The following is a 16,407-nucleotide window of genomic DNA, read 5'->3' as shown; positions in this document are numbered from 1 at the left end:
CTTCCCGCCATGAAGGGGCTTATCCTGGCCGCCGGGCGGGGCACCCGCCTCCGCCCCCTCACCCACACCCGGCCCAAACCGGTCATCCGGGTGGCCGGGCGGCCCATCGTCCACTATGCGGTGGAGAACCTCCTGGAAGCGGGGGTAAGGGAGATCGGGGTGGTGGTCTCCCCGGAAACGGAAAAGGACATCCGCGAGGCCCTTTCCGGCTACCGGGTACGCTACATCCTGCAGGAGGAGCCCCAGGGCCTGGCCCACGCGGTGGCCGTGGCCCAGGGGTTCCTGGGGGAAAGCCCCTTTGTCCTCTACCTGGGGGACAACCTCTTCCAAAAGGGGATCGGGAGTTTCATAGAAGCTTTCCAGGAGGGGGTGAGCGCGGTCATCGCCCTGGTGCGGGTGGAAAACCCCAGGCAGTTCGGGGTGGCGGTCCTGGAAGGGGATCGCATCGTGCGCCTCCTGGAAAAGCCCAAGGAACCCCCCTCGGACCTGGCGGTGGCCGGGGTCTACGTCTTCACCCCCGAGGTCTTCTCCGTCATCCGGGACCTAAAGCCCTCGGCCCGGGGGGAGTACGAGATCACCGACGCCATCCAAGGCCTCATTGACCAGGGGAAGCGGGTGGTGGGCGTGGAGGTCAAGGGCTGGTGGAAGGACACGGGCCGCCCCCAGGACCTCTTGGACGCCAACCGCCTCCTCCTGGAGGAGCTCTCCCCCCGGGTGGAGGGGGAGGTGGTGGCAAGCCAGCTCACGGGCCGGGTGGTGGTGGAGCGGGGCGCCAAGGTGGCGGGGAGCACGGTCATCGGCCCGGCCTTTATCGGGGAAGGGGCCGTGGTGGAGGAGGCTTACGTGGGCCCCTTCACCTCCTTGGGGCCGGGGGCACGGGTGGTGCGCTCGGAGGTGGAGTACTCCATCCTGGAGGACCACGCGGTGCTGGAAGACGTCCCCTTGCGCCTCCAGGAAAGCATCCTGGGCGTGGGGGCCGAGGTGCGAAGCCGGAACGGCCTTCCCCGGGCCCACCGCCTGATCCTCGGGGACCTCTCCCAGGTGGAACTGGCCTGATGCCCCTGCTTTCCCTCCTCACCGAGGACTACCAAGGCGGCGAGGCCCTGGCCCGGGCCTTAGGGGTGAGCCGGGCCGCGGTCTCCAAGGAGGCGAAGCGGCTTCTCGCCGAGGGCTTTCCCCTGGAGGTGGGGCGGAAGGGCTACCGCATCCTCCCGGGGACCCCCCTGCCCCACCTCTTCCGGCCGTTAGGGCGCCTGGGGCGGCCCTACCGCTATTTGGGCCGGGTGGGGAGCACCCAGGACGTCCTCAGGGCCTGGGCCGAGGCGGGGGCCCCCGAGGGGGCCTTGGTCCTGGCCGAGGTCCAGGAACGGGGCCGGGGAAGGCGGGGAAGGCCATGGGAAAGCCGCCCCGGGGCAAGCCTCACCTTCTCCCTCCTCCTGAGGCCAAGCCTTCCCCTCTCCGCCCTCGCCCTCCTCCCCCTCCTCGCGGGCCTCGCCCTCCGGGAGGCGGTGGGGGTGGGGGGGCTCAAGTGGCCCAACGACCTCCTCGCCCCGGACGGACGCAAGCTGGCGGGCCTCCTCCTGGAGGCCAAGGCCGAGGGGGAGGAGGTGGCCTACGCCCTCCTGGGGGTGGGGGTGAACGTGGCCTGGGCCCCGGAGGGGGCGGCCTTCCTCCGGGAGTTCACGCCCCTCTCCCGGCGGGAGGTTCTGGAGGGGTTTCTCCTCAAGCTGGAAGGACTCCTCCCCCTCCTGGAAACCCCGGAAGCCCTTCTGGACCGCTACCGGGGGGCCTCCTACACCCTGGGGCGAAGGGTGCGGGTGCGCACGGCCAGGGGCGTGGTGGAGGGGGTGGCGGAGGCGGTCCTGAACGACGGAAGCCTCCAGGTGGGAGGGGTGCGGGTGGGGGCCGGGGAGGTGGAGCTTCTGCCCCTAATTGAGTGAGGTAGGCTTAGATTTTCCCAAGCGCTTGTGCTAGGATGGGGCTAGGTATGTTCGCCCGCATCTTCACCAAGGAAGAGGCCGACGCCCTCCTGCCCGAGCTCCGGAGGGTCCTCTCCCAGATGCGGCAGGCCCGGAAGGAACTGGGGGAGATCCAGGCCCGGCTCCCCGAGGCCCGGGGCGTGGAAAGACGGGCCCTGGAGGAGGAGGCCCGCTTTCTCCTGGGTTCCCTGGAGGCCGACGCCCGCTACCTCACCTCCCTCGGGGTCTTCCTCAAGGACCTGGACCGGGGCCTCGTGGACTTCCCCGCCCGGATAGGAGGGGAAGTGGTCTTCCTCTGCTGGCAGGAGGGGGAACCCGAGGTGGCCCACTACCACCCCCTCTCCGGGGGCTTCAGGGAAAGGCGGCCCCTTCTGGCGGAAGAGCTCACCCTTCTCCCCCAGGACCACCCCGGCGAAAAGCGTCCAGGCGCTTGAGGTCCTCCCGGACCAGGTCGTCCCGCCCCGCCAGGGACTCCAGGTGGTGCCGGAGCTCGTGGAGGAGGGTTTCCCACGCCTCGGCCTCCCAGTCAAAACCGGGTCCCGCCACCTCCCGGAAGGAGCCGTAGTAGAGGGCGATGTGCCGCCCCAAGCCCTCAAACCCTCCAAAGGCCGAGGGCGGCCCCGGGTCCAGGTACTCCCCCAGGCGCCACACGCCCTCAAGCCCCGGCTCGGGCTTGGCCTGAGGCAGGACGTGCACCCCCTGAAGCCCCCGCTTGAAGGCCTCGGGGATCTCCTCCCAAAGCCTCCCCACCAGCTCCACGAAGGCCTCGTAGGTCATGGCCGGTGATAGGGGTGCCCCGCCCCCAAGGTCAGGACCCGGTAGAGCTGCTCCAGGAGCACCACAAGGGCCAGCTCGTGCTGCAGGGTGAGGGGGGAGAGGGAAAGGAGGAGGTCCGCCTCCCGCCGCACCGCCTCGGGATGCCCCTCCGCCCCCCCCACCAGGAAGGCCACCCGCTCCCCTTCCCACCCCCTCAGGAAGCGGAAGAGCCCCTCCGTGGTGAAAAGCCTTCCCCGCTCGTCCAAGACCACCTTGCGGTGCCCCTCCGCCCGGGGAAGGAGCTCCCGCGCCTCCTTGACGAAGAGGACCTCGAGGGGAGCATACCTGGCGATGCGCCCGGCGTACTCCTCCACACCCAGCCGGGCGTAGGCCAGCCTGGGCCTGCCCACCGCCACCACCCGCAGGCGCACACCCCCATCCTAACGGGGTATACTCGGGGCGAAGGGAAAGTGGGACCGACCCCCACCCCCAGGAGCCCCAAGCCCTTACCCAGGGAGGGCTCAGCCAGCGCCAAAAGCGCAAGAGAGGAGGGCTTATGGTCAAGGACACCCACCGGTTCCAGCCCTTCACCCCAGAGCCCATAAGGCTGATCGGGGAGAAGGGGGAGTGGCTAGGGGACTTCCCCCTGGACCTAGACGAGGAGAAGCTACGCCGCCTCTACCGGGACATGCTGGCGGCCCGGATGCTGGATGAACGCTACACCATCCTCATCCGCACCGGCAAGACCAGCTTCATCGCCCCCGCCGCCGGCCACGAGGCCGCCCAGGTGGCCATCGCCCACGCGGTGAGGAAGGGCTTTGACTGGCTCTTCCCCTACTACCGCGACCACGGCCTGGCCTTGGCCCTGGGCATCCCCGCCAAGGAGCTCTTCGGCCAGATGCTGGCCACCCGGGCCGACCCCAACAAGGGCCGCCAGATGCCCGAGCACCCGGGCTCCAAGGCCCTCCACTACTTCACCGTGGCCTCCCCCATCGCCTCCCACGTGCCCCCCGCCGCCGGGGCCGCCATCAGCATGAAGCTCCTCCGCACGGGCCAGGTGGCGGTCTGCACCTTCGGGGACGGGGCCACCAGCGAAGGGGACTGGTACGCAGGGATCAACTTCGCCGCCGTGCAGGGGGCACCGGCCGTCTTCATCGCCGAGAACAACTTCTACGCCATCAGCGTGGACTACCGCCGCCAGACCCACAGCCCCACCATCGCCGACAAGGCCCACGCCTTCGGCATCCCCGGCTACCTGGTGGACGGCATGGACGTGCTGGCCAGCTACTACGTGGTGAAGGAGGCGGTGGAAAGGGCCCGCATGGGGGAGGGGCCAAGCCTTGTGGAGCTAAGGGTCTACCGCTACGGCCCCCATTCCTCCGCCGACGACGACAGCCGCTACCGCCCCCGGGAAGAGGTGGAGGCCTGGCGGAAGCGGGACCCCCTCCTCCGCTTCCAGCGCTTCCTGGAGGCCAAGGGCCTGTGGAACCCGGAGTGGGAGGAAGACCTGAAGGCGGAGATCCGCGCCGAGCTGGAAAGGGCCTTGCAGGAGGCCGAGGAGGCGGGTCCCGTGGCCGCGGAGTGGATGTTTGAGGACGTCTTCTCCGAAAAGCCTTGGCACCTCCTCCGCCAGGAAGCCCTCCTGCGGGAAGAACTCTAAGGGAGGTGGGCCGTGGCCGTGATGACCATGGTGCAGGCCCTGAACCGGGCCCTGGACGAGGAGATGGCCAAGGACCCCCGGGTGGTGGTCCTGGGGGAGGACGTGGGCAAGCGGGGCGGGGTCTTCCTGGTGACCGAGGGGCTTCTCCAGAAGTACGGGCCCGACCGGGTCATGGACACCCCCCTCTCCGAGGCGGCCATCGTGGGGGCCGCCTTGGGCATGGCCGCCCACGGCCTGAGGCCGGTGGCCGAGATCCAGTTCGCCGACTACATCTTCCCCGGGTTTGACCAGCTGGTGAGCCAGGTGGCCAAGCTCCGCTACCGCTCGGGAGGCCAGTTCACCGCGCCCCTGGTGGTGCGCATGCCCTCCGGGGGTGGGGTGAAGGGCGGGCACCACCACTCGCAAAGCCCCGAGGCCCACTTCGTGCACACCGCCGGGCTCAAGGTGGTGGCCGTCTCCACCCCCTACGACGCCAAGGGGCTGCTGAAGGCGGCCATCCGCGACGAGGATCCCGTGGTCTTCCTGGAGCCCAAAAGGCTCTACCGCTCGGTGAAGGAGGAGGTGCCGGAGGACGACTACGTCCTGCCCCTGGGCAAGGCGGCCCTGAGGCGCGAAGGGAAGGACATAACCCTCATCGGCTATGGCACCGTGATGCCCGAGGTCTTACAGGCGGCGGAGGAACTCGCCAAAGCCGGGGTAGCCGCCGAGGTCTTGGACTTAAGGAGCCTCATGCCCTGGGACTACGAGGCGGTGATGGACTCCGTGGCCAAGACGGGAAGGGCCGTCCTGGTCTCCGACGCCCCCCGGCACGCGAGCTTCGTGAGCGAGGTGGCAGCCACCATCGCCGAGGACATCCTGGACATGCTCCTCGCCCCGCCCATCCGGGTCACGGGGTTTGACACCCCCTACCCCTACGCCCAGGACAAGCTCTACCTGCCCACCGTCACCCGCATCCTGAACGCCGCCAAGCGGGCGCTAGACTACTGATATGCCAAGGGAAATCATCTTCCTGGTAGAAGAGGCGGAAGAAGGAGGGTTTGTTGCCCGTGCCCTAGGGGAAGCCATCTTCACGGAGGGAGAAACCTGGGAGGAGCTCAAGGAGATGATCCGGGATGCGGTCCGGTGCCACTTTGGCGAAGAAGCACCTCCGATCATTCGTCTGCACTTCGTCCGCGAGGAGGTCCTTACCCCGTGAAGCTTCCCCGCGACCTCACCGGGGAGGAACTTGTCAAGAGGTTAGCCCGCCTGGGCTATCGGGTGGAGCGTCAAACGGGAAGCCATGTGCGTATGACCTGGGAAGGCCCTAGCGGTCCTCATGCCATCACCATCCCCCTTCATCGCCCGCTAAAGGTGGAAACCTTGGCCGGAATCCTAAAGGCGGTGGCAGAAGCCCGTGGGATAGACCGCAAAGGACTTCAACAACTCCTGGACCTGTAAAGGGAGGACTATGCCCAAGGAAATCCTCATGCCCGAGCTCGCCGAAAGCGTGGTGGAAGGCGAGATCCTGAAGTGGCTGGTGGCGGAAGGGGACTACCTGAAGAAGGACCAGCCCTTCGTGGAGGTCATGACCGACAAGGTCACGGTGGAGCTACCCTCCCCTTACGAGGGGGTGCTCTTGAAGAAGCTGGCCAAGGAGGGGGAGGTGGTCAAGGTCCACGCCCCCCTCGCCCTCATCGCCGAGCCCGGTGAGGCGGTGGAAGGGGTGAAGGAGGCTCCCCCGGTGCAGGCGGTGGAGGAGCGCTCCATCGTGGAGCCTGGCCTTCCCGCAAAGGAGGAGAAGGAGGACCTCTCCCTCTTCAAGCCCGACATCACCCAGGTGGCGGTGAAGAACCCCTTCCTGCAAGGGGCCAAGCCCCAGGAGGCGGCCAGGCCGGGGGGCCGGGTCCTCGCCGTCCCCGCCGCCAGGAAGCTCGCCCGGGAGCTCGGAATCCCCATTGAAGAGGTCCCGGGCTCGGGGCCCTTGGGGAGGGTCAGGGTGGAGGACGTGAGGGCCTATGCCGAGGGGAAGAAGGCCCCGCCCCTGGCGCAAGCGCCTTCTCCAGAGGCACCCCAGGTTCCCCCTTCCGGCTTCCCGCCCCCGCCCAAGTACGCGCCGCCCAAGGGCTACGAGCACCTGGAGGAGCGCGTGCCCTTAAGGGGCATCCGCCGCACCATCGCCCAGGGGCTTTGGCAGAGCCACCTCTACACCGTGCGCACCCTGAACGTGGACGAGGCGGACCTCACGGAGCTCGTGGCTCTAAGGGAGCGCCTCAAGCCCGAGGCCGAGGCCCAAGGGGTCAAGCTCACCTACCTCCCCTTCATCTTCAAGGCGGTGGCGCGGGCCCTGAAGAAGTTCCCCGTGCTGAACACCAGCCTGGACGAGGAGAGGCAGGAGATCGTCTACAAGCGCTACTACCACCTGGGGCTGGCGGTGGCCACGGAAAGGGGCCTCATCGTGCCCGTGGTGCGGGATGCGGACCGGAAGAGCATCCTGGAGCTCGCCCGGGAAATCACCGAGCTCTCCCAGAAGGCCCGGGAAGGGCGCCTTTCTCCGGAAGAGGTCACGGGGTCCACCTTCACCGTCACCAACATCGGCTCCGTGGGGGCCCTCATGAGCTTCCCCATCATCAACGTGCCGGACGCGGCCATCCTGGGGGTCCACTCCATTAGGAAGCGCCCCTGGATCCTGCCCGATGGCTCCATAGCGGCCCGGGACATCATGTACCTCTCCCTCTCCTTTGACCACCGCCTGGTGGACGGGGCCGAGGCGGCCATGTTCACCCGGGAGGTCATAAGGCTCTTGGAAAACCCCGACCTGCTCCTTCTGGAAATGTAGGATGACGCCCATGAAGACCTACGACCTCATCGTGATCGGTACCGGACCCGGGGGCTACCATGCGGCCATAAGGGCCGCCCAGCTCGGCCTCAAGGTGCTGGCGGTGGAGGCCGCCGAGGTGGGCGGGGTGTGCCTGAACGTGGGGTGCATCCCCACCAAGGCCCTCCTGCACGCGGCGGAGACCGTCCACCACCTGAAGGTGGCCGAGGGCTTCGGGGTGAAGGCCAAGCCGGAGCTGGACCTGAAGAGGCTTGCCGCCTGGCGGGAGAGCGTGGTGAAGAAGCTCACCGGAGGCGTGGGCACCCTCCTCAAGGGGAACGGGGTGGAGCTCGTGCGGGGCTTCGCCCGCTTGGCGGGCCCCAAGGAGGTGGAGGTGGAGGGCGAGCGCTACGGGGCGAGGAGCGTGATCCTCGCCCCGGGGAGCGAGCCCCAAGAGCTCAAGGGCTTCCCTTTCGGCGAGGACATCTGGGACTCCACCCGGGCCCTCAAGGTGGAGGAAGGGATTCCCCCCCGCCTCCTGGTGATCGGAGGCGGGGCGGTGGGGCTGGAGCTCGGCCAGGTCTACCACCGCCTGGGCGCGGAGGTCACCCTCATTGAGTACATGCCCGAGATCCTGCCCCAGGGAGACCCCGAGACCGCAGCCCTCCTGAGGCGCGCCCTGGAGAAGGAGGGGATCCGGGTGCGCACCGGCACCAAGGCGGTGGGCTACGAGAAGAGGAAGGACGGCCTCCACGTGCGCCTCGAGCCGGCCCAAGGCGGGCGGCAGGAAACCCTGGTGGTGGACAAGGTCCTGGTGGCCGTGGGCCGCAAACCCCGCACGGAGGGCCTGGGCCTGGAGAAGGCCGGGGTCAAGGTGGACGCGCGGGGCTTCGTCCAGGTGAACGCCAGGATGGAGACCTCCGTCCCCGGGGTCTACGCCATCGGCGACGCGGCCCGCCCCCCCCTCCTCGCCCACAAGGCCATGAAGGAGGGCCTGGTGGCGGCGGAAAACGCCGCCGGCAAGGACAGCGCCTTTGACTACCAGATCCCCAGCGTGGTCTACACCTCCCCCGAGTGGGCGGGGGTGGGGCTTACGGAGGAGGAGGCGAAGCGGGCGGGCTACAAGGTGAAGGTGGGGAAGTTCCCCCTCGCCGCCAGTGGCCGGGCCCTCACCCTAGGCGGGGCGGAGGGGATGGTCAAGGTGGTGGGGGATGCGGAAACGGACCTCCTCCTCGGGGTCTTCATCGTGGGGCCCCAGGCGGGAGAGCTCATCGCCGAGGCCACCTTGGCCTTAGAGATGGGGGCCACGGTCACCGACCTCGCCCTCACCGTCCACGCCCACCCCACCCTTTCCGAGGGGCTCATGGAGGCGGCGGAGGCTCTCCACAAGCAGGCCATCCACATCCTGAACCGCTAAAAGAGGCCTAAAAGCCCGTAAAGCCCCGCCCCCAGGAAGACGGCAAGGCCCAGATTTCCCGTGAGGCGCACCCCCATGTAGGTGCCGAGAAGGGCTAAGAGGGCGCGGAGCCACTCGGAGGAAGGGGGCGGGCCGAAGGCGGAAACCAGGAAAAGGGCCACCACCAAGGCGGGCCCCGACTGGCCCGCCTTTAGGCTTTTCTCCGCCCGCCAGGGCAGGAACCGGAGGAGAAAGGTGCCCAGGGCCATAAGAAAAAGGGCCAAGGTCATGGACGCCTCCTTTCGCCAAATCCCTCTCCAAGAAGCCCGGTGATCCCTGCCAGGAAGAGGCCCCAGGCCGTCTGGCCCAGAAGGTGAAAGCCCAGGGCCACCCCGCCCGCCAGCAGGGCCACGGGGTTCTTTAAATGGGGCAGGGCCAGGAGGAAGAAAAGGGCGGGAAGGGCGAAGGAAAGGGCCTCTCCCAAACCCGGAAAGGCCAAGAGCCCCTGGGCCCCCACGACCCCGAGGGCGGTGCCCAGGTTCCAGGAGAGGTAGGCCCCTAGGCCCAGCCCCAGGAAGTAGCCCCGCCTTTCCCGTGGGGGAAGGGTGGGAAGGGCCCTCGAGGCCAGGGCGAAGACCTCATCGGTGAGGAGGAAGGCCTCCAGGGGCCCTCCCTTCAGGTGGGGCCTCAGGGCGGGGCCGTAGAAGGCGTGGCGCAGGTTGAGGAGAAGGCCCAAAAGGGCCGCCAGCAAGGGCGGCACCCCCTGGGCCAGAAGCCCCACCAGGGCGAACTGGCTGGCCCCGGCGAAGACCAGGAGGGAGGTGAGCTGGACCCAAAGGGGGCTGAGCCCCGTCTGGGCCCCCAAAGCGCCGAAGGCCACGGCCACGGGGAAATACCCCAGGGCGATGGGCCAGGCCGCCCGCAGACCCCGTTTCATATCACCCCATGCTGGCCTAAGTTAGCATGGGATGCCATCATAAGGCTCCCCTTCGTACCCAAGGCAGCACATCTAACCCGAAGGGCGGAAGCTTCGGATGAGGCCGCCGGGGGTGAGGACCCTTAGGGGGAGATCCTGGCGGGCCATCAAGGGACCGAAGTGGCGGGTATCCCCGGTGAGGAGAACAGAAGCCCCTGCGGCCGCGGCGGCGGCGAGGACGGGAAGGTCTTTTTCGGGCACCAGGCCCTCCATCCAAGCTTCCCCTTTGGCTTCCGGCACCAAGCGCACCACCTTGAGCCGGTCCTCCGGCCCTCTAAGGGCTTGGGGTCGTTTGCGCGCGAGGTTTTCCCGGGCCTCCAGCAGGCAGTAGGGGCTTGTGGCCAGCCGATACCTTCCCTTCCTGGCCCCCAGCCAGATCGCCTCAAACACCTCCTCCCCGAGGCTGGCCGAGAAGAGGACGTTGGCGTCCAAAAAGACCAACTCAGAGGCCCCAGGCCCGGCGGAAGGCATCCAGCTCCTCCGGGGTGGCCTGGGCGTTTTCGGCGAACTCCCGGATGCGCTCCTCCGTGTAGAGCTCCACGGGCAACACCACCGCGGGCTCCAAGACGACCCGGCCCGCTTCCACCCGGACCACCAAGGTGTCCCCCGGCTTCAAACCCAAGGCCTGGCGTACCTCCGCGGGGAGGGTGATCTGGCCCCGTTTGGAGAGGGAGGTGAGGGCCTTTATGTTTTCAGTATATCCGAAGATCAGAAACACAGAAGCCTGGGGGCTTCCCTTAAGAAGCCGTCGGTAAAGCGCTCCTGACCTACCCTATTGGTCCACCGTCTACCTCTTTCCGCAAGCGGCCGGAGGCAACGACGGGGCGAAGCAGGTCAGGCCACCCCCTGCCGGCTTGCCCCAGCATGAGGGCCCTGGTGGAGGTTTCCGGTGGCGGCGGGGTGAACGAAACCGGGAAAAGGGTATCAGCGGATCTCCACCCCGCCCCAGTGCTCTAAGAGCTTGAGGGCCTCCACGTGGTCCGCATCCGGGCCCAGCTCCCGCTTGGCCATCTCGTACACCTCCCGGGCGAGGCGGAGGAGGGGGCTTGGGGCCTTCTCCCCGTCCAAAACCCCCATGGCGATCCCCAGGTCCTTCACCAGTAGCCCCAAGGCGAAGGTCTTGGGGAAGGCGCGGGTGAGGACCCTTTGGGGGATCAGGCTCTCCGTGGCGTTGGAGCGGCCGCTGGACGCGTTGATGACCTCGAGGGCCTTCTCCGCGGAAACCCCCTGCCGCACCAGGGCCAAAAGCCCCTCCCCCGCCGCCCAGAGGTTCACGGCGAGGAGGGCGTTGTTGATGGCCTTCACCGCGTGCCCCGCCCCCACGGGGCCCACGTGGACCACCTTCTCGGCGTAGGCCAGGTAGGGCCTAACCCGCACCACCGCCTCCTCCGGCCCCCCCAGCATCACCGTGAGGGTGCCCCGCTCCGCCCCCACCGTCCCCCCGGAGACGGGGGCGTCCAGGTAGGTGACGCCCCTTTGGGCCAGCCTTGCCGCAAGCCTCCGGCTCGCCTCGGGCTCGCCGCTCGTGGCATCCACCCAGTAGGTGCCGGGCCTGAGGTGGGGCAGGAGGGCCTCCGCCACCTCGGCCACCTCCTTGGTGGTGGGCAGGCAGGTGAAGACCACCTGGGCCTCGGCCACCCTTTCCAGGGGCACGGCCTCGGAGCCGAACTCCTCCTGGTGCCTAAGGGCCTTGGCGAAGGTGCGGTTCCAGACCAAGGTGGGGAAGCGCCGCGCCAGGTGCCCCGCCATGGGGTAGCCCATGGCCCCAAGACCGAGGAAGGCCACCTTCTCCATGCCCCCTTTTTACCAGAGGCGGAGGAGCTTGGCGAGGCCCCGAAGGAGAAGGAGGAAAAGGAGGCTAAAACCCATGGCCACGCCCAGGAAGACGAAAAACCCCGCCCCGAAGCCTCCCCCGAGGACCATCTGCCTGAGCCATAGCCCCGCAGGGAAGGCCAAGGCCCAGGTGAGGAGGAGGTTTTTCCAGGTGGGCCTGCGGTAGGTGCCGAGGAAGGGGCTTAGGAGAAGCCACACGAAGAGGACGGGGAGGACGTTCCGGGCGAGGCCTCCCAAGGAGAGGGGAAGCCCGTGGGAAAGAAGCCCCGCCCCGGCAAAGAGGAGGAGGGCCAGGAGGTCCAGGAGAAGAAGGGCCCTGCCCCGGCTCATCGGCGGGTGGCCTCCAGGAACACCCGGTCCGCCCGGTAGGAGCTCCGCACCAAGGGCCCGGCGAAGACCTCCCTAAAGCCCAGCTCGTACCCCCACCCCTCGTACCGCTTGAAGTCCTCCGGGGGGACATACCGCTCCACGGGGAGGTGGGCGGGGGTGGGCCTCAGGTACTGGCCCAGGGTGAGGATGTCCACCCCCGCGGCCCGGAGGTCCCGCATGGCCTCCAGGATCTCCTCCTCCGTCTCCCCCAGGCCCAGCATGAGGCTACTCTTGGTGAGGATATCGGGCCGGACCCTTTTGGCGTGGGCCAGGACCTTTAGGGTCTGCTCGTACCCCGCCCGGGGGTCCCGCACCTTGGGGGTGAGGCGGCGCACGGTTTCCAGGTTCTGGGCGTAGACCTCGGGGTTTGCGGCGAGAACCGTTTCCACCGCTTTCAGGTCCCCCTGGAAGTCGGGGGTCAGGGCCTCCACAAAGACCCCGGGCGCCTTCTCCTTGATGGCCCTTATGGTGGCGGCGAAGTGGGCCGCGCCGCCGTCGGGGAGGTCGTCCCGGTCCACGCTGGTGAGGACCACGTAGCGGATGTTGAGCCGGGCGATGGCCTCGGCCACCCTCCGGGGCTCCTCCTCGTCCACCCAGCCCTTAGGGTTGCCGGTGTGGACAGCGCAGAACTTGCAGGCCCGGGTGCAGACGCTCCCCAGGATCATCACCGTGAGCGTGCCGTGGGTCCAGCACTCCCCCACGTTGGGGCACAAGGCCTCCTGGCACACGGTGTGGAGCCTGAGCTCCGCCACCGTGTGCTTCAGGGCCTGGTACTTGGCCCCGGTGGGCAGGGTGGCCCGGAGCCAGGCGGGCTTATGGCGGTCCACGGGCTCGGGCCGGGTCTGGGCCAGGCCCCGCTTCACCACCTTGAGCTCAATCACCTCCCCCGTGGGGGCGAGGAGCTCCACCGTTTCAAACTTGGGCTTCATGTTCTTCCTCCCGGTCGTGGGGCGCGCCGAGGACCTCGGCCAAGGCCTCCACCACCCGTTCCTTCACCTCGGGCATGGGCACCTTCCGCCCCAGAAGCTTTTCCAAGGAGGTGACCCCCTTGCCCTTCAAGCCGCAGGGAACGATCACGGAGAAGTCGTTGAGGTCGGTGGACACGTTCAGGGCAAAGCCGTGGAAGCTCACCCCCTCCTTCACCGCCACCCCGATGGCGCAGAGCTTGTCCTCCCCCACCCAGACCCCGGCGTAGCCGGGGGTGGGGTAGGCCGCGATCCCGTAGGAAGCCGCCACCTTGACGATGGCCTCCTCAATCTGCCGGAGGAAGCGGCGCACCTCCCGGCCCACGGGGAAGATGGGGTAGCCCACGAGTTGCCCTGGGCCGTGGTAGGTCACGTCCCCGCCCCGCTCCACCCAATAGAGCTCAAAACCGTTTTCCCGGTACCAGCTCTCGGGGAAGAGGAGGTTTTCCCCCGTGGCCTTACGGCCCAGGGTGATCACCCGGGGGTGCTCCAGGAGAAGCAGGGTGGGGGGGCGTTCCCCCCGCACCACCTCCTGGTGCACCCGCTTCTGGTAGGCCCAGGCTTCCCCGTAGGGCACCAGGCCGAGGTCCTCCACCAGGAACTCCACCCCCTAAGGATACGCCGCCTGGGCTCCCCCGTGCAAAAGGGAAAGCCCACAAAGCCTAAACGCCCAGGAACCGGGCGAGGATCCGGTCCCGCAAGGAGGTGGGAAGAAGCCTGAGGAGGAGGGTTTCCCGGGCCCGGGCCGGGTGGGCCACCAGGTAGCGGGCCCTGGGGTTCGGGCTTTCCAGGGCCAGGCGCACCGCCTCCGCCACCTTCTCGGGGGGAAGGCCCCTTTGGGCGCTTCGTTCCGCCGCCTTCCGGGCCACCTCCAGGTAGCGGCCGTAGACCTCCTCGGTTCCGGGAGGCGGGGGCTTTAAGTAGGCCTCGGCCCGCCTTAGGGAGCGTTCCCAGATGGGGGTGGCCACGGAGCCAGGCTCAACGAGGACCACCCGGACCCCGAAGGGAAGGAGTTCCACCCGGAGGGCGTCCGCCAGGGCCTCGAGGGCGAACTTGCTGGCGGCGTAGGGCCCCATGAGGGGAAGGGCCACCAGGCCGGAGACCGAGCCCATGAGGACCACCCGGCCCCGGGCCTCCCGGAGGTGAGGCAGAAAGGCCTGCACCGTGGCCAAGGCCCCGAGGACGTTCACCTCCAGGGCCTCTCGGAAGGCCGAGAGGGGCACGAGCTCCAAGGGCCCCGCCACGGCGATCCCGGCGTTGGCCACCAGGCCGTGAAGCCCCCCCTTAAGGGCCTCCCGGGCCCTTTCCAGGTCCTCCTCCCGGGCCACGTCCAGGAAAAGGGGTTCCACGCCTACCCGCCTTAAGGCCTCCGCATCCTCCGCCTTGCGCACCCCACCCACGACCCCATACCCCTTCTCGGCCAAAAGCCGGGCCGTGGCCAGGCCGATGCCGCTTCCCGCCCCGGTCACGAGCACCCGCCGCATGGGAAAAGCTTAAGGCCCCTGGACTCCAGGGGCCCCGCAGCCTGCCGGGTTCGGGCCTACTGGGACACCACGCTCACCTTGAGCTGGATGGGAACCTCGGGGTGGGGCTTGTAGGTGAGGACGTACTCCCCCAGCTCCTTGATGGGCCGCTCCAGCTGAAGCCGCTTGGGGTCAATGGTGATGCCGTGCTGGCGCGAGAGGGCCTCGGCCACGTCCTTGGCGGTCACCGAGCCGTAGATCTTGGTCTCCCCCGCCCGCACCGGGATGGTGAGGGTGAGGGCCTCCAGGATCTCCTTGAGCCGCTCGGCCTCCGCCTTCCTTTCCGCCAGGCGCTTGGCTTGGGCGCGGATCTTGGCCTCCAGGGCCTTCAGGTTGCTCTCCGTGGCCAAGACCGCCAGGCCCCGGGGCAGGAGGTAGTTTTTGGCGTAGCCGGGCTTCACCCGCACCACCTGGCCCACGTCGCCCAGGTTCTCTAGGGGTTCCAGCAGGATAACCTTCACGCCCACCCCCTATTTGCGCACCAGCTTCTCCGTGAAGGGAAGAAGCCCCAGCACCCGGGCCCGCTTGATGGTGCGGGCCAGGATGCGCTGCTCCTTGGCGGAAAGCCCCGTGCGGCGGCGGGGAAGAATCTTCCCCGTCTCCGACAGGAACCGCTTCAGGACCTCCACGTTGCGGTAGTCTTTCAGGTCAAACTCCCCCAGGCTGGCCTTGACCTTGGCCTTCCTGGAGGGGCGCCGCGAGGTACGGGCCTCGCCCGTGCCCTGCGCCTCCTTCTTGGGTTTAGCGCTCTTCGTGCTCAAAACGGTAAATCCTCCTCCGGCGGGAAGTCTTCCAAACCTTCGTCGATGTCCACCCCACCCGTTTGGACCGTTTGGGGCCTGCTTCCGCCGGCTTGGGCAGGCCCACGGGTGGGTTGCTCCAGGCGGAGGGCTTCCACGCGGGTCTGGAAGCGCCGCTCCCCACTGGAGCTCGTCCAGGAGTCGTTCACCAAACGGCCAATGACCAAAAGCCCGTCGCCCCGTTTGAGATCCCCAGCCCACTCGGCCAGGTCGCGCCAGGCCTGAACCTCAATGAAGTGGGTCCTCTCCTCGGGCTGCTTCCCAGAGGGGAAGGCCCCATCCCCTCCCTGGCCCCGGCGGCGCTCGTTCACCGCCAGGCCCAGCCGGACCACCGCCGTTCCCTGGGGGGTGTAGCGGAGGTCGGGATCGCGGGTCAGGTTCCCCATGAGCACCACCTGGTTGAGGGCGTGCCGGAGCCGGGGCTGGCCCTTAGCGTCCTCCAGGGTCTCACGGCCCCGCTCCTCCAGGGGGTCCACAAACTCCGCCCGCACCTGGAGCTCGCTCCGCTTCTCCCCGTCCCGTTCCCACTGGCGGTACTCCAGCCGCCCCTCCACGAAGAGGAGCTGGCCCTTCTTCAGCACGTCCCCCCACATCTCCGCCTGGCGGCCCAAAAGCCGCACCCGATGGTACCAGGGGATTTCCCGCCCCTGGCCCGACTCGTCCACCAGGGTGTCCTGGCCCGCCAGGTTGAGGTCCAGGATGGCCATGCCTCCCGCCGTGTACTTCATGTCCGGCTGAGCGGTGAGGGTGCCTATGAGGAATACGCGGTTCAGGCCTCTTGCCATGAGAACAGTTTACGCCTTGGTGAGGAGGGGTTCTTGAACCTTCGCCACCATCACCCGGCGCACGTTGTCGCGGATGCGGAGCTCACGGGCCAGATCGTTTACCCGATCCTCGGGCATCTCCACCCGGTACCAGAGGAAGTAGGCCTGGGAGTCCTTGGCGATGGGATAGGCCAGGCGGCGCAGGCCCCACTCCTCCACCTTCTCCACCTTGGCCCCGTGGGCCTCGAGGGCCTTCCCGATGATCTCCTTCTCCAGGGTGAGCTGGCTCTGGTCCAGGTTGGGGCTCAGGACCACGTTCACCTCGTACTTGCGCATCTCCACCTCCCTTCCGGGCCCGGCAGGCCGCACGAAGGTTGATTATACCCCCTTCTCCCCCCAAAGAAAAGACCCAGGGGGCCCTTAGGCCCCCACCTGGCTCCGCGGGCAGGACTCGAACCTGCGACCAACCGGTTAACAGCCGGCCGCTCTACCGACTGAGCTACCGCGGACCGACCGCACTAGGCACTATAGCAGGGGCTCTCTAGGGCGTCAAGAAGGAGGGCCCGGGGGGTCCCCCGGGCCCGGAAAGGGG

The 16,407-nt window shown here is 68.3% G+C and carries 24 protein-coding genes and 1 tRNA gene; 9 read left to right on the top strand and 16 right to left on the bottom strand.

Annotated elements, in window-relative coordinates:
- The first annotated feature begins 9 nt into the window (after nt 1–9).
- The 3 genes from ACYQ0J_RS12065 to ACYQ0J_RS12055 are packed head-to-tail and all read left to right on the top strand — an operon-like array spanning nt 10 to nt 2,413.
- Nucleotides 10–1,056, top strand: a complete 1,047-nt coding sequence (locus ACYQ0J_RS12065; protein ID WP_460172356.1) for a glucose-1-phosphate thymidylyltransferase — start codon at nt 10–12, stop codon at nt 1,054–1,056.
- Nucleotides 1,056–1,940 carry a biotin--[acetyl-CoA-carboxylase] ligase gene (locus ACYQ0J_RS12060; protein ID WP_460172355.1) on the top strand — a complete coding sequence of 295 codons (885 nt, stop codon included), beginning with the start codon at nt 1,056–1,058 and terminating at the stop codon, nt 1,938–1,940. Before ACYQ0J_RS12065 ends, ACYQ0J_RS12060 begins: the two co-directional genes overlap by 1 nt.
- Nucleotides 1,941–1,987: 47 nt before the next feature.
- On the top strand, nt 1,988–2,413 hold the full coding sequence (locus ACYQ0J_RS12055) for a DUF2203 family protein (RefSeq protein ID WP_460172354.1): 426 nt from the start codon (nt 1,988–1,990) through the stop codon (nt 2,411–2,413).
- On the opposite strand, the gene ACYQ0J_RS12050 is transcribed toward ACYQ0J_RS12055, so the two are convergent.
- Both ACYQ0J_RS12050 and ACYQ0J_RS12045 read right to left on the bottom strand, forming a co-directional pair.
- The gene (locus ACYQ0J_RS12050) at nt 2,364–2,756 is read right to left on the bottom strand and encodes a metallopeptidase family protein (RefSeq protein ID WP_460172353.1); all 393 of its coding nucleotides are present in this window, start codon (nt 2,754–2,756) and stop codon (nt 2,364–2,366) included. The two genes, ACYQ0J_RS12055 and ACYQ0J_RS12050, sit on opposite strands and share 50 nt — an antisense overlap.
- Entirely contained in the window at nt 2,753–3,166 is a 414-nt protein-coding gene (locus ACYQ0J_RS12045; protein WP_460172352.1) for a 23S rRNA (pseudouridine(1915)-N(3))-methyltransferase RlmH, read from the bottom strand. Before ACYQ0J_RS12045 ends, ACYQ0J_RS12050 begins: the two co-directional genes overlap by 4 nt.
- 125 nt (nt 3,167–3,291) lie before the next feature.
- Between ACYQ0J_RS12045 and ACYQ0J_RS12040 the strand changes: the two genes are divergently transcribed.
- Genes ACYQ0J_RS12040 through lpdA form a run of 6 tightly spaced genes read left to right on the top strand, consistent with a single transcriptional unit; the run spans nt 3,292 to nt 8,606 of the window.
- Nucleotides 3,292–4,395, top strand: a complete 1,104-nt coding sequence (locus ACYQ0J_RS12040) for a thiamine pyrophosphate-dependent dehydrogenase E1 component subunit alpha (protein WP_460172351.1) — start codon at nt 3,292–3,294, stop codon at nt 4,393–4,395.
- 12 nt (nt 4,396–4,407) lie between these two features.
- Nucleotides 4,408–5,382 carry an alpha-ketoacid dehydrogenase subunit beta gene (locus ACYQ0J_RS12035; RefSeq protein ID WP_460172350.1) on the top strand — a complete coding sequence of 325 codons (975 nt, stop codon included), beginning with the start codon at nt 4,408–4,410 and terminating at the stop codon, nt 5,380–5,382.
- 1 nt (nt 5,383) lies between these two features.
- Complete coding sequence (locus tag ACYQ0J_RS12030; protein WP_460172349.1) at nt 5,384–5,590, top strand: 2-oxoisovalerate dehydrogenase; 207 nt, start codon at nt 5,384–5,386, stop codon at nt 5,588–5,590.
- A complete protein-coding gene (locus ACYQ0J_RS12025; protein WP_460172348.1) occupies nt 5,518–5,832 on the top strand; it encodes a type II toxin-antitoxin system HicA family toxin in 315 nt (104 codons plus the stop codon). Before ACYQ0J_RS12030 ends, ACYQ0J_RS12025 begins: the two co-directional genes overlap by 73 nt.
- Nucleotides 5,833–5,842: 10 nt before the next feature.
- Nucleotides 5,843–7,210, top strand: coding sequence for a dihydrolipoamide acetyltransferase family protein (locus tag ACYQ0J_RS12020; RefSeq protein ID WP_460172347.1), 1,368 nt, complete (start codon nt 5,843–5,845; stop codon nt 7,208–7,210).
- 10 nt (nt 7,211–7,220) lie between these two features.
- Nucleotides 7,221–8,606 carry a dihydrolipoyl dehydrogenase gene (gene lpdA, locus ACYQ0J_RS12015; protein ID WP_460172346.1) on the top strand — a complete coding sequence of 462 codons (1,386 nt, stop codon included), beginning with the start codon at nt 7,221–7,223 and terminating at the stop codon, nt 8,604–8,606.
- On the opposite strand, the gene ACYQ0J_RS12010 is transcribed toward lpdA, so the two are convergent.
- The 14 genes from ACYQ0J_RS12010 to ACYQ0J_RS11945 all read right to left on the bottom strand — a co-directional run bounded on the left by ACYQ0J_RS12010 (nt 8,603) and on the right by ACYQ0J_RS11945 (nt 16,324).
- Complete coding sequence (locus tag ACYQ0J_RS12010) at nt 8,603–8,875, bottom strand: AzlD domain-containing protein (RefSeq protein WP_460172345.1); 273 nt, start codon at nt 8,873–8,875, stop codon at nt 8,603–8,605. The two genes, lpdA and ACYQ0J_RS12010, sit on opposite strands and share 4 nt — an antisense overlap.
- Nucleotides 8,872–9,522, bottom strand: a complete 651-nt coding sequence (locus tag ACYQ0J_RS12005) for an AzlC family ABC transporter permease (RefSeq protein ID WP_460172344.1) — start codon at nt 9,520–9,522, stop codon at nt 8,872–8,874. Before ACYQ0J_RS12005 ends, ACYQ0J_RS12010 begins: the two co-directional genes overlap by 4 nt.
- Before the next feature lie 72 nt (nt 9,523–9,594).
- Nucleotides 9,595–10,032 carry a PIN domain-containing protein gene (locus tag ACYQ0J_RS12000; protein ID WP_460172343.1) on the bottom strand — a complete coding sequence of 146 codons (438 nt, stop codon included), beginning with the start codon at nt 10,030–10,032 and terminating at the stop codon, nt 9,595–9,597.
- Nucleotides 10,004–10,279, bottom strand: coding sequence for an AbrB/MazE/SpoVT family DNA-binding domain-containing protein (locus ACYQ0J_RS11995; RefSeq protein WP_460172342.1), 276 nt, complete (start codon nt 10,277–10,279; stop codon nt 10,004–10,006). Before ACYQ0J_RS11995 ends, ACYQ0J_RS12000 begins: the two co-directional genes overlap by 29 nt.
- Before the next feature lie 206 nt (nt 10,280–10,485).
- Nucleotides 10,486–11,355 carry an NAD(P)-dependent oxidoreductase gene (locus ACYQ0J_RS11990; RefSeq protein WP_460172341.1) on the bottom strand — a complete coding sequence of 290 codons (870 nt, stop codon included), beginning with the start codon at nt 11,353–11,355 and terminating at the stop codon, nt 10,486–10,488.
- 9 nt (nt 11,356–11,364) lie between these two features.
- On the bottom strand, nt 11,365–11,724 hold the full coding sequence (locus tag ACYQ0J_RS11985; RefSeq protein ID WP_460172340.1) for a DUF3054 domain-containing protein: 360 nt from the start codon (nt 11,722–11,724) through the stop codon (nt 11,365–11,367).
- On the bottom strand, nt 11,721–12,692 hold the full coding sequence (gene lipA, locus ACYQ0J_RS11980) for a lipoyl synthase (RefSeq protein WP_460172339.1): 972 nt from the start codon (nt 12,690–12,692) through the stop codon (nt 11,721–11,723). Before lipA ends, ACYQ0J_RS11985 begins: the two co-directional genes overlap by 4 nt.
- Nucleotides 12,676–13,335 (bottom strand): lipoyl(octanoyl) transferase LipB, encoded by a 660-nt coding sequence (gene lipB / locus ACYQ0J_RS11975; protein WP_460172338.1) that lies wholly within the window; start codon nt 13,333–13,335, stop codon nt 12,676–12,678. The genes lipA and lipB overlap by 17 nt, the downstream gene beginning before the upstream one ends.
- A 55-nt stretch (nt 13,336–13,390) precedes the next feature.
- A complete protein-coding gene (locus ACYQ0J_RS11970; RefSeq protein ID WP_460172337.1) occupies nt 13,391–14,212 on the bottom strand; it encodes an SDR family oxidoreductase in 822 nt (273 codons plus the stop codon).
- A 56-nt stretch (nt 14,213–14,268) separates the two neighbouring features.
- Nucleotides 14,269–14,712: a 50S ribosomal protein L9 gene (gene rplI / locus ACYQ0J_RS11965; RefSeq protein WP_460172336.1), complete on the bottom strand. Its 444-nt coding sequence runs from the start codon at nt 14,710–14,712 to the stop codon at nt 14,269–14,271.
- 9 nt (nt 14,713–14,721) lie between these two features.
- Nucleotides 14,722–15,012: a 30S ribosomal protein S18 gene (gene rpsR / locus ACYQ0J_RS11960; RefSeq protein WP_460172335.1), complete on the bottom strand. Its 291-nt coding sequence runs from the start codon at nt 15,010–15,012 to the stop codon at nt 14,722–14,724.
- The gene (locus ACYQ0J_RS11955) at nt 15,009–15,836 is read right to left on the bottom strand and encodes a single-stranded DNA-binding protein (protein WP_460172334.1); all 828 of its coding nucleotides are present in this window, start codon (nt 15,834–15,836) and stop codon (nt 15,009–15,011) included. Before ACYQ0J_RS11955 ends, rpsR begins: the two co-directional genes overlap by 4 nt.
- Nucleotides 15,837–15,845: 9 nt before the next feature.
- Entirely contained in the window at nt 15,846–16,151 is a 306-nt protein-coding gene (rpsF, locus tag ACYQ0J_RS11950) for a 30S ribosomal protein S6 (RefSeq protein ID WP_460172434.1), read from the bottom strand.
- A gap of 97 nt (nt 16,152–16,248) precedes the next feature.
- Nucleotides 16,249–16,324, bottom strand: a tRNA-Asn gene (locus ACYQ0J_RS11945).
- Nucleotides 16,325–16,407: the final 83 nt, after the last annotated feature.

This window comes from Thermus sp. FJN-A, assembly GCF_054655095.1.
This window is presented reverse-complemented; position numbering and strand designations above follow the sequence as displayed.